This is a genomic window from Streptomyces sp. BE20 (assembly GCF_036322525.1).
Lineage (GTDB): Bacteria > Actinomycetota > Actinomycetes > Streptomycetales > Streptomycetaceae > Kitasatospora.
The window spans coordinates 20,655-28,949 of sequence record NZ_JAQYWW010001133.1 but is presented as its reverse complement, the minus strand read 5'-3'; the positions used below and the strand labels follow the sequence as shown (position 1 = coordinate 28,949).

Sequence of the window (8,295 nt, the reverse complement as noted above, 5' to 3'; positions counted from 1 at the left end):
GAGCAGGGCGACCTTGGCGTCCTTGGCGGCCTGGACGACCTGGGGTCCGACGGCGGGGTCGGGGACGACGATGACGACGCCGTTGGTCTTCTGTGCGATCGCGGCCTGGACCTCGCTGATCGTCTTGTTGGCGTCGTTGCCCAGGTTCACGACCTTCAGGTCCACACCGAGTTCGGCGGCCTTGGCCTTGGCCCCGGCGGCCTCGCCGACGAAGTACTCCTGGTCGCCCTGCTTCTGCAGGTAGGTGATCGAGATCTTCCCGTCGACCTTGGCGACCTCGCCGCTGCCGGACGCGGCCTCCTGACCGGTCGAACACGCGGTGGTCAGACCGAGAGCGAGCAGCAGACCCGCCGCGGCGACGGTACGGCTGGTGGAACGGAACATGGGGAGCTCCTTCGGAACCGCACGCGCCGATGGAAGCGGAACGGGTGCGGTGGTGCGCAGGTAGGTGGGGGCCCAAGGCGGCGGACCGCGATGTGAAGAACCCTTGACTGGTTCGGTTCGACTCGCTCCGGGTAGAGGGTGAATCAAACGTAATAAACCAGAAACGAACAGGTTCAAACGCGGTGGAGATATGACACCTCTGTTTCGGAATCCACGTCAAGGGCGTTTCGGCGTCGAGACCACCTTGTGACGTGCGGCGCGTCGCTCGCGTGGAAGCCCCCGCCAGGCCCCTCCACCGCCGGTCGGGCCCGGGCGGTGTGCGGGTGCGGGAAGCGGTGCCGGATGCGTAACGGTTCGATAAACCCGCGGGACGGCTGTGGGTCGTACCCCTCGTACCCAAGCGACCTGCACGCGGACCGGCGCGTGCCGGCGAGTGTCCGGCCCGGAGCCTGAGGAGAACAGTGAGAGAGCCCGCATCGTCCTGGAGCGCCTTCGTGCCCCGCGGCGAACAGCCCCGGCGAGGCGGCTCGGCGGCCGCCGCCCGAACGGAGGACGAGCAGGCGGGCCCGGGTCGGCCCGGGCCCCGGGCGGAGGACCGGGAACCGACGATCGTGGTCCACCGCGCACCCGCGACCGCCCGTGCCGCACAGCTGCCCCCGCCGGATGCCGACGACGCTGCGGAGCGGCGCGGGCGGTCCCGTCGGGGGCTGTGGTGGACGGTGGCGGTCTCCGCCACGGCCCTGGTCGGCGGCACCGCCGCCGCCGTTCAGTACGAGGGCCCGGAGGGCGAGAGCCTCCGTCCGGAGGTCACCTTCTCGGTGGGCGCGTCGGCCGGGCCGGCCTCGTCGACGACCGGGGCCCCCACCGGTGCTGCCGTTCGCCCCGCCGGCGCCCTCCCGTCCGTGGCGCCGTCGACGTCGAAGGGCGGGCGCGCCGCCATGCCGGCGACCGGCCCCGACACGGCGAAGCCGAGCTCCGCCCGGCCGTCTCCGTCGGTCTCCGGTTCGTCCGCCGTCGGCGTGAGCGGGCCGCCGGCGACGGAGCGCGCCGTGCCCGGGGACTCCGCGTCGCGCAGGGCGTCCGAGCGTGCCGAGGCGGCCGGGCCGTCGCCGGCCCCGAGCATCGGCGAGACGAGGCGGCCGTCCCCCGAGCCGCCCGCCGGCCGACCGGGCGATGCCGCGTCGGATAGCCCGACCGGACCTCCTGCGGAGTCCGGGCCGTCGCCGACCCCGAGCGCCGCCGAGACGGGCAGGCCCACCTCGGCGGCCCCGAGCACCGGCGAGACGGGAAGGCCCACCTCGCCCGCGGCCGACGGCCCGGGCGGCTGACATCGCTGCCGAAGAGTGCCGCTGCCGCCTTCGCCGCGGTCCCGCCGCGGCTCCGGGGCCGGCACGGCCGAGCGCCGGGCAGTGTCCGGCCGACACTCCCCGGCGCTCGGCCGACGGGTCAGCGCAGGAGGGACCGGCGCGTCGGGACGACCCGGGTGACCACGGACTTCTCAAGGAAGAGCAGGTCGGCCACGGCCGGACCGAGCTCGTCGGTCCAGCGGTCGCTCTCGTAGACGGCGGCGTACGCCTCGGCGCGCTGTTCCTCGTCCTCGAACCGCCGGATCCAGACGTAGCCGTCCGGATCCTCCTCGTCGGTGAAGGACGCGGTGATCACCATGCCCTTCGAGCTCTGGAAGGGGATGACGGTCTGCTCCATGAACCGGAGCCATTCGTCCCGGCGGCCGGGCTTGGTCACGTAGTGGCGGATCTCGTAGAACACGGCAGGCCTACCTCGCGTGGGTATCGGAGTGTGGTGAAGGAGTGTGGTGTGCAGGCAGGGCCGGCTCAGGAGGTGAGGTCGAGGACGAGCTTTCCGCGTGTGCGACCGGTCTCCCCGCGGGCATGCGCCTTCGCGGCGTCCTCCAGGGTGAAGACCTCCTCGACCTCGACCGCGATCGCCCCGGCGTCGATGAGCTGCGCGAGCAGGGCCAGGGCCGCGCCGTCCGGCTCGACCAGGAAGGCGCTGACCCGCCTGCCGAGGGCCGCGGCGGCGTCCTGCAGTCCGGCGGAGACTCCGGAGGGGACGGCGATGAGCAGGCCGCCGGGGCGCAGCACCTCCAGGGAGCGGGTGCTGGTGCGGTCGTGGTCGTCGCCGATCAGGTCGAGGACCACGTCCATGTCGCTGACCGCGTCCTCGAACCGGACGGAGGTGTAGTCGACGAGCCGGTCCGCCCCGAGCCCGGTGAGCCAGTCGTGCCGGCCGCTGCTGGCGGTGCCGGTCACGTGGGCGCCGAGGTGCCTGGCGATCTGGACGGCGAAGTGTCCGACCCCGCCGGCGGCGGCGTGGACCAGTACGTGCTGGCCGGACCGGAGCCCCGCGGTGTCGACCAGGGCCTGCCAGGCCGTGAGGGCGGCCAGCGGGACGGCGGCGGCCCGGACGTGGTCGAGGCTCTCGGGCTTGCGGGCGAACTGGCGCGCCGGTGCCGTGACGAACTCGGCGTAGCCGCCGGCGGCCCGCGGGAACCACGGCATCCCGTAGACCTCGTCGCCGGGCTTGAGGGTGCTCACCCCGAAGCCGACCTCCTCGACCACGCCGGAGACGTCCCAGCCGAGGACGAACGGGGGCTCGCCCAGCACGCCGGCCATCCCCCCGCCGGAGCGGGTCTTCCAGTCCACCGGGTTGATCCCGGCGGCGTGCACCCGGACGAGGACCTCCGTCGGCAGGGGGGTGGGCCGAGGGACCTGCTCGACCTTCAGGACCTCCGGGCCGCCGAAGCGGTCCAGGAGCACTGCGCGCATCGTGTTCACAGACATGGTGGACTCCCGGGTCAGACGTGGGCGGGAGGCTTCCGACGGCCTCGTTGCTATGTTCTCGACGGTATCCCTGGGCATATAGTTACCCGCAAGGTCTACTACTTCCTTTTGGGAAGTTGCCGGGTGAGGAGTGGTACGGATGATCGAGTGCGCGACGGGTCAGCACGACCAGCATGACGTCTACGCGGCCCAGTGTCCCTGCCGGGCCATGCTCGACCTCCTGGCCAACAAGTGGTCCGCCCTGGCCATCGGTGCGCTGGAGGACGGGCCCCAGCGCTTCGGCGAACTCCAGCGGCGCCTGCAGGGCGTCAGCCCCAAGGTGCTCACCCAGACCCTGCGCCGCCTGGAGGACGCAGCCCTGCTGACCCGCACCGTCTACCCGGCGGTACCCCTCCACGTGGAGTACGCCCTCACGGAGCTGGGTCACAGCGCGGCCGTGCCGCTCGGCCTCCTCCGGACGTGGGTCGAGGAGAGGATCGACGGCGCCGGCACCGGCCTGCGGGTGCCGGTGTAGCCGCGTCCGTAACGAATTCGCATACCCGCGGGATCGACAGGTCTGCCCCACCTCCTTAACCGGCAGGCACCGAGACGGTGCCGGAACTCCTCCTCGCCGGAAGGTGACCACGTGTCCACCCCCCGCAGTCTGATCCTCGCGGGTGCCACCGCACTCGTCCTGTCGACCGTCCCGGTCGGTGTGGCAGGCGCCGCCACCGGTGCCGCGTCGGCCGGCCCGTCGGCCCCGGCCCCGCACCTCGACGTCCCGTTGCAGCGGGGTCTGGAGCCGTCGGTGACGGGGGTCCCCCGGGAGTTCGAGGTGGGCGGGGCGCCCAGGGAGTTCCGATACACCGTCACCAACCCGACGGCCCACGACTTCGTGGCCTTCGCCCTGCTGAAGTTCAAGAACCAGGCAGGTGACCTCCGGGCGGCGGACCTCAAGGTCGAGTACCGGCTGCCGGGAGGCACCGACTGGCTCCCCGGCTCGCTCGCCCCGGGTGGTGAGGGAACCGACGGGAGCGTCCTGGTGGTGCTCGGGGGCAAGAAGGGCGACGGCGTCTCGGACGACGCGCTCCTGGCGGTGCGGAAGGGGCGGACCCTCGTCCTGAACGTGCGCACCTCGTTCCCGGCCGGGGCGCCGACCGGCAAGGCCGGCGTCGCGCCGGTGACCTTCGCCGCGCGGCTCGACGACCGGACCGGGCTGCCCGTGGACGAGGGCAGCTTCGGTTGCGCGTGCGCGGTGGGCTGTGCCGGTTTCAGGATCAAGGAGCCGGCCCCTGTTGTCCCGGCCCCCGCCGCGACCCCGACCCGCACCGCTTCGCCGACGCCCGTGGCCACCCCGACCCGCACGGCTTCTCCGACGCCCGTGCCCACCCCGGCACGTACCGCTTCGCCGACGCCCACGGCTTCGCCGACGCCCACGGCCGCTCCGACGCCGACCCCGACCCCGCCCCCGGCGGTCACCCCGACGCCCACGGCCACACCGACGGTGGCGCCGACTCCGACCCCGACGCCCACGGCTTCGCCGACACCCACGGCCATTCCGACGGCGGCGCCGACCCCGACGCCCACGCCGACGCCCACGGCCACACCGACCCCGGTGGCGACCGCCACGCCCGTCGCGGCTCCCACCCCCACACCCGCCGTCACCCCCACGCCCGCCGTCACGCCGACACAGACCACCACGCCCACCGCGACCCCCACGCGCTCGGCCACCCCGACGCGTGCCGCTGCGCCGGCACCCACCAGCGCGGCACCTTCGGTCGTCGGCAACCGCCCCACGGCGTCGGCGGTGCCGTCGACCGCGGCCACCACCGAGGACGACGGGCCGGTGCCCCTGTCCTTTCCGATGGACATCCCGACCAGCGCGCCACTGAAGATCGAGCCGGTGGCGGTCGCCAAGGCGACCAGTACGGCCGACGCCCTGGAGCGGAGCCTGGCCCGGACCGGCGGCGGTGACCACGAGGCGGTGATCGCCGGAGCCGGTGTCGCCCTGCTGAGCGCCGGGACCGGCGCTCTCGTCCTTCTGCGGCGCCGCAGGGCGGCGCGGCACGGGTGACGTGCGCGGCGGGGGGCGGGCCCTGAGCGGGGCCCGCCCCCCGCCTTCCCCCGTGTGGCCTCGGCCCGGCACGGGGAAGGCGGCAACCGTGAAGTCCCGCAGGGGGGTGGCCATTCGGCCGATGACCCGCGCGGACGCAGCCGGCGTCGGACCAGGTGGAGGGCGCGCGCGGAGCTGGCCGGGCCCGGGTGGGGCCGCTCACCGGCGGATTCGCAGGGCACGGTCTGCCCGTCAGATGGCCGGAATCCGTTGATGAATGACACGTGAACACTCATGAACGAACGCAACGTCACACCGGGTCGCTAGTCTTCGAACGTCACGCGGCGACTCGTGTCGACGGGACATTCGTGTCGGCGTGTGGCGAATCCCGGTGAGGAGACATGCCTCCGTCTGCATGTCATGAACATGGCATTGCTGTGCGGCGCGGTCCTTCCGCACCACGCACATCGCACCACGCACACCGCCCAGAGCCGCAGCGGCCCGTCCCGGCGTTCCCGACGCCGACGGTCGGACCGGCCGCACGCCCGCGCCACACCCGGTGGCGCAGGTCCAGCAACCGGCCGTATCCACGGCCGGCAGGCCAAGGAGTGCCCGTGTCCCGTCATGCTTCCATGAGCAGCCTCGCCTCACTCGCCGTCATCACCGCGCTGCTGGTGACGGGCGCCCCGCTGAGCGGTGCGCAAGCGGTACCCGCCGTGCCGACGGCGCCCGCCTCCCGGGCGGCGGCGCTGGCCGCCGCGGATCGGCAGAGCACCGACCTCGCCAGGAGCCTCGGGCTCTCGGGCCAGGAGAAGCTGGTCGCCAAGGACGCGGTCCGTGACGCGGACGGCACCCGGCACCTGCGGTACGAACGGACCTACGCCGGACTCCCCGTCCTGGGCGGAGACCTGGTGGTGCACCAGGGCGCCGACGGCGCGGTGAGGGGTGTCGACCGGGCCTCCGCCGCCGCGCTGACCGGTCTCGCCACCGCACCGGCCGTCGACGCCCCGACGGCGCAGGCGGCCGCACTCGGCACCGAGGCGGGAGCCTCGGTCGGCCGTGCGCCCCGACTGGTGGTCTGGGCGGTGGACGACTCGCCCCGCCTGGCCTGGGAGACCGTCATCGCCTCCGTCGACCCGGAAGGGACTCCCAGCAAGCTGCGGGTGGTCACCGACGCGGCCACGGGCGCGGTGATCCAGACCTACGAGGGCGTCCAGACCGGCAGCGGACACGGTGTCCACGTCGGCGAGGTCCCGATCGGCACCACTCCGACGGACTCGGGGTACGAACTCAGGGACGGCACCCGCGGCGGCGCCTACACCACGGACATGGGAAACGGCAGGTCCGGCAACGGGACGGTGTTCCAGCGGTCCACCGATTCCTGGGGTGACGGCCTGCCGGCCAACCGCGAGTCGGCGGCGGTCGACGCCCACTTCGGTGTCGGGGCCACCTGGGACTACCTGAAGGAGAACTTCGGCCGCGAGGGCATCCGGGGAGACGGCGTCGGAGCCTTCAGCCGCGTGCACTACGGCAGCGGCTACGTCAACGCGTTCTGGGACGACGACTGCTTCTGCATGACGTTCGGTGACGGTGATGCCGACACCCATCCGCTGACCAGCGTCGACGTCGCCGGCCACGAGATGGTCCACGGCGTCACCAGCGCCACGGCCGGCCTCGTCTACTCCGGGGAGTCCGGCGGACTGAACGAGGCCACGAGCGACATCTTCGGATCCATGGTGGAGTTCCACGCCGCCCTTCCGGCCGACACCCCGGACTACCTCATCGGGGAGAAGGCCGACCTGTTCGGCGACGGCACCCCCCTGCGGTACATGGACAAGCCCTCCAAGGACGCGAAGTCCGCCGACTACTGGTACCGCGGCATCCGCGGTCTGGACGTCCACTACTCGTCCGGCGTCGCCAACCACTTCTTCTACCTCCTCTCCGAGGGCAGCGGCGCGAAGGTGGTCAACGGCGTCGAGTACGACTCGCCGACCCGGGGCGGCAGCACCGTGACCGGCATCGGCCGGGACAGGGCGGCGGCCGTCTGGTACCGCGCACTGACCGTCTACATGACCTCCACCACCGACTACGCCGGAGCCCGGACCGCCACCCTGCGCGCGGCCGAGGACCTGTACGGCGCGGGCAGCGACGAGCACCGCGGCGTGGCGGACGCCTGGGCCGCCGTCAACGTCGGAGTGGCCTTCCCGTCCGCGCCGGCGGTCACCCACCCGGGCGACCAGGTCACCGGGCTCGGGGCGACGGTCGACCTCCTGATCCCGACCGTCGGCGGCGCCGGTGCGCCGACCTACACGGCGGTCGGCCTGCCGGAAGGGCTCTCGATCGACACCGCCACCGGCAGGGTCACCGGCACGCCCACCGCGGCCGGGTCCGGGCCGGTGACCGTCACCGCCACCTTCGCCTCGGGGCCGGCCGGCACCACCGAGTTCACCTGGGCCGTCACCGACGGCACCGGTCCGTGCCCCTCGGCCCAGCTGCTCGCGAACGCGGGCTTCGAGAGCGGTGAGGCGGCGCCGTGGTCGGCCGGCAACGGCCTGGTCGACGGCAGCCCGGAACAGGCCGCGCACGGCGGCGCCTGGAAGGCTTGGCTGAACGGCTACGGCTCCTCCCGCCGGGACACTCTCTCCCAGACCGTCACCATCCCGGCGGGTTGCCGGGCGACTCTCGGGTACTGGCTGCACATCGACTCGGCCGAGACCACCGGCTCCGTCCCGTACGACCGGCTCACCGTCACGGTCGACGGCACCGAGCTGGTCATGTACTCGAACCTCGACCGGGCCGCCGGCTACACCCGGCGGACCCTCGACCTCTCCTCCTACGCCGGGCAGAGCGTCACCGTCAGGTTCAACGGCAGCGAGGACGGCATCTACCAGACCAGCTTCGTCCTCGACGACCTCTCCGTCGAGATCGGCGGCTGACCGGACGGGGCCCGGGCCGAACCCCGGGCCCCGGGCCGGCGGACGCCGGGAAGGGGAAGGATTCTCGGCCCGGGTACCTGCCGGGCCGAGAATCCGGCGGTGTCGGCCTCCTCGCCCCGCCGTCGTCCGGTTCCTCCCACCG

7 protein-coding genes are annotated in these 8,295 nt (G+C 73.4%); 3 read left to right on the top strand and 4 right to left on the bottom strand.

Features of this window, described 5'->3' with window-relative positions; all coding sequences use genetic code 11:
- The 4 genes from PUR61_RS34895 to PUR61_RS34880 all read right to left on the bottom strand — a co-directional run.
- The coding region (locus PUR61_RS34895) for a substrate-binding domain-containing protein (protein ID WP_329883551.1) at positions 1 to 384 on the bottom strand (384 nt) is incomplete at its 3' end.
- A 766-nt stretch (positions 385 to 1,150) separates the two neighbouring features.
- Positions 1,151 to 1,660, bottom strand: coding sequence for a hypothetical protein (locus PUR61_RS34890; protein WP_329883550.1), 510 nt, complete (start codon positions 1,658 to 1,660; stop codon positions 1,151 to 1,153).
- A 170-nt stretch (positions 1,661 to 1,830) separates the two neighbouring features.
- Positions 1,831 to 2,151: an NIPSNAP family protein gene (locus PUR61_RS34885; RefSeq protein WP_329883549.1), complete on the bottom strand. Its 321-nt coding sequence runs from the start codon at positions 2,149 to 2,151 to the stop codon at positions 1,831 to 1,833.
- A gap of 65 nt (positions 2,152 to 2,216) precedes the next feature.
- Entirely contained in the window at positions 2,217 to 3,185 is a 969-nt protein-coding gene (locus PUR61_RS34880; RefSeq protein ID WP_329883548.1) for an NADP-dependent oxidoreductase, read from the bottom strand.
- 139 nt (positions 3,186 to 3,324) lie between these two features.
- Between PUR61_RS34880 and PUR61_RS34875 the strand changes: the two genes are divergently transcribed.
- The 3 genes from PUR61_RS34875 (at position 3,325) to PUR61_RS34865 (ending at position 8,153) form a co-directional block, all read left to right on the top strand.
- Positions 3,325 to 3,699: a winged helix-turn-helix transcriptional regulator gene (locus PUR61_RS34875; protein WP_329883547.1), complete on the top strand. Its 375-nt coding sequence runs from the start codon at positions 3,325 to 3,327 to the stop codon at positions 3,697 to 3,699.
- A gap of 111 nt (positions 3,700 to 3,810) precedes the next feature.
- A complete protein-coding gene (locus PUR61_RS34870) occupies positions 3,811 to 5,238 on the top strand; it encodes a hypothetical protein (RefSeq protein ID WP_329883546.1) in 1,428 nt (475 codons plus the stop codon).
- A 611-nt stretch (positions 5,239 to 5,849) separates the two neighbouring features.
- Entirely contained in the window at positions 5,850 to 8,153 is a 2,304-nt protein-coding gene (locus PUR61_RS34865; RefSeq protein ID WP_443035293.1) for a M4 family metallopeptidase, read from the top strand.
- The last annotated feature ends 142 nt before the right edge of the window (positions 8,154 to 8,295 follow it).

Bases quoted from the DNA above. Each gene is read 5' to 3' on its own strand.
- PUR61_RS34880 (WP_329883548.1), bottom strand. From the start codon at position 3,185: ATGTCTGTGAACACGATGCGCGCAGTGCTCCTGGACCGCTTCGGCGGC.
- PUR61_RS34875 (WP_329883547.1), top strand. From the start codon at position 3,325: ATGATCGAGTGCGCGACGGGTCAGCACGACCAGCATGACGTCTACGCG.
- PUR61_RS34865 (WP_443035293.1), top strand. From the start codon at position 5,850: ATGAGCAGCCTCGCCTCACTCGCCGTCATCACCGCGCTGCTGGTGACG.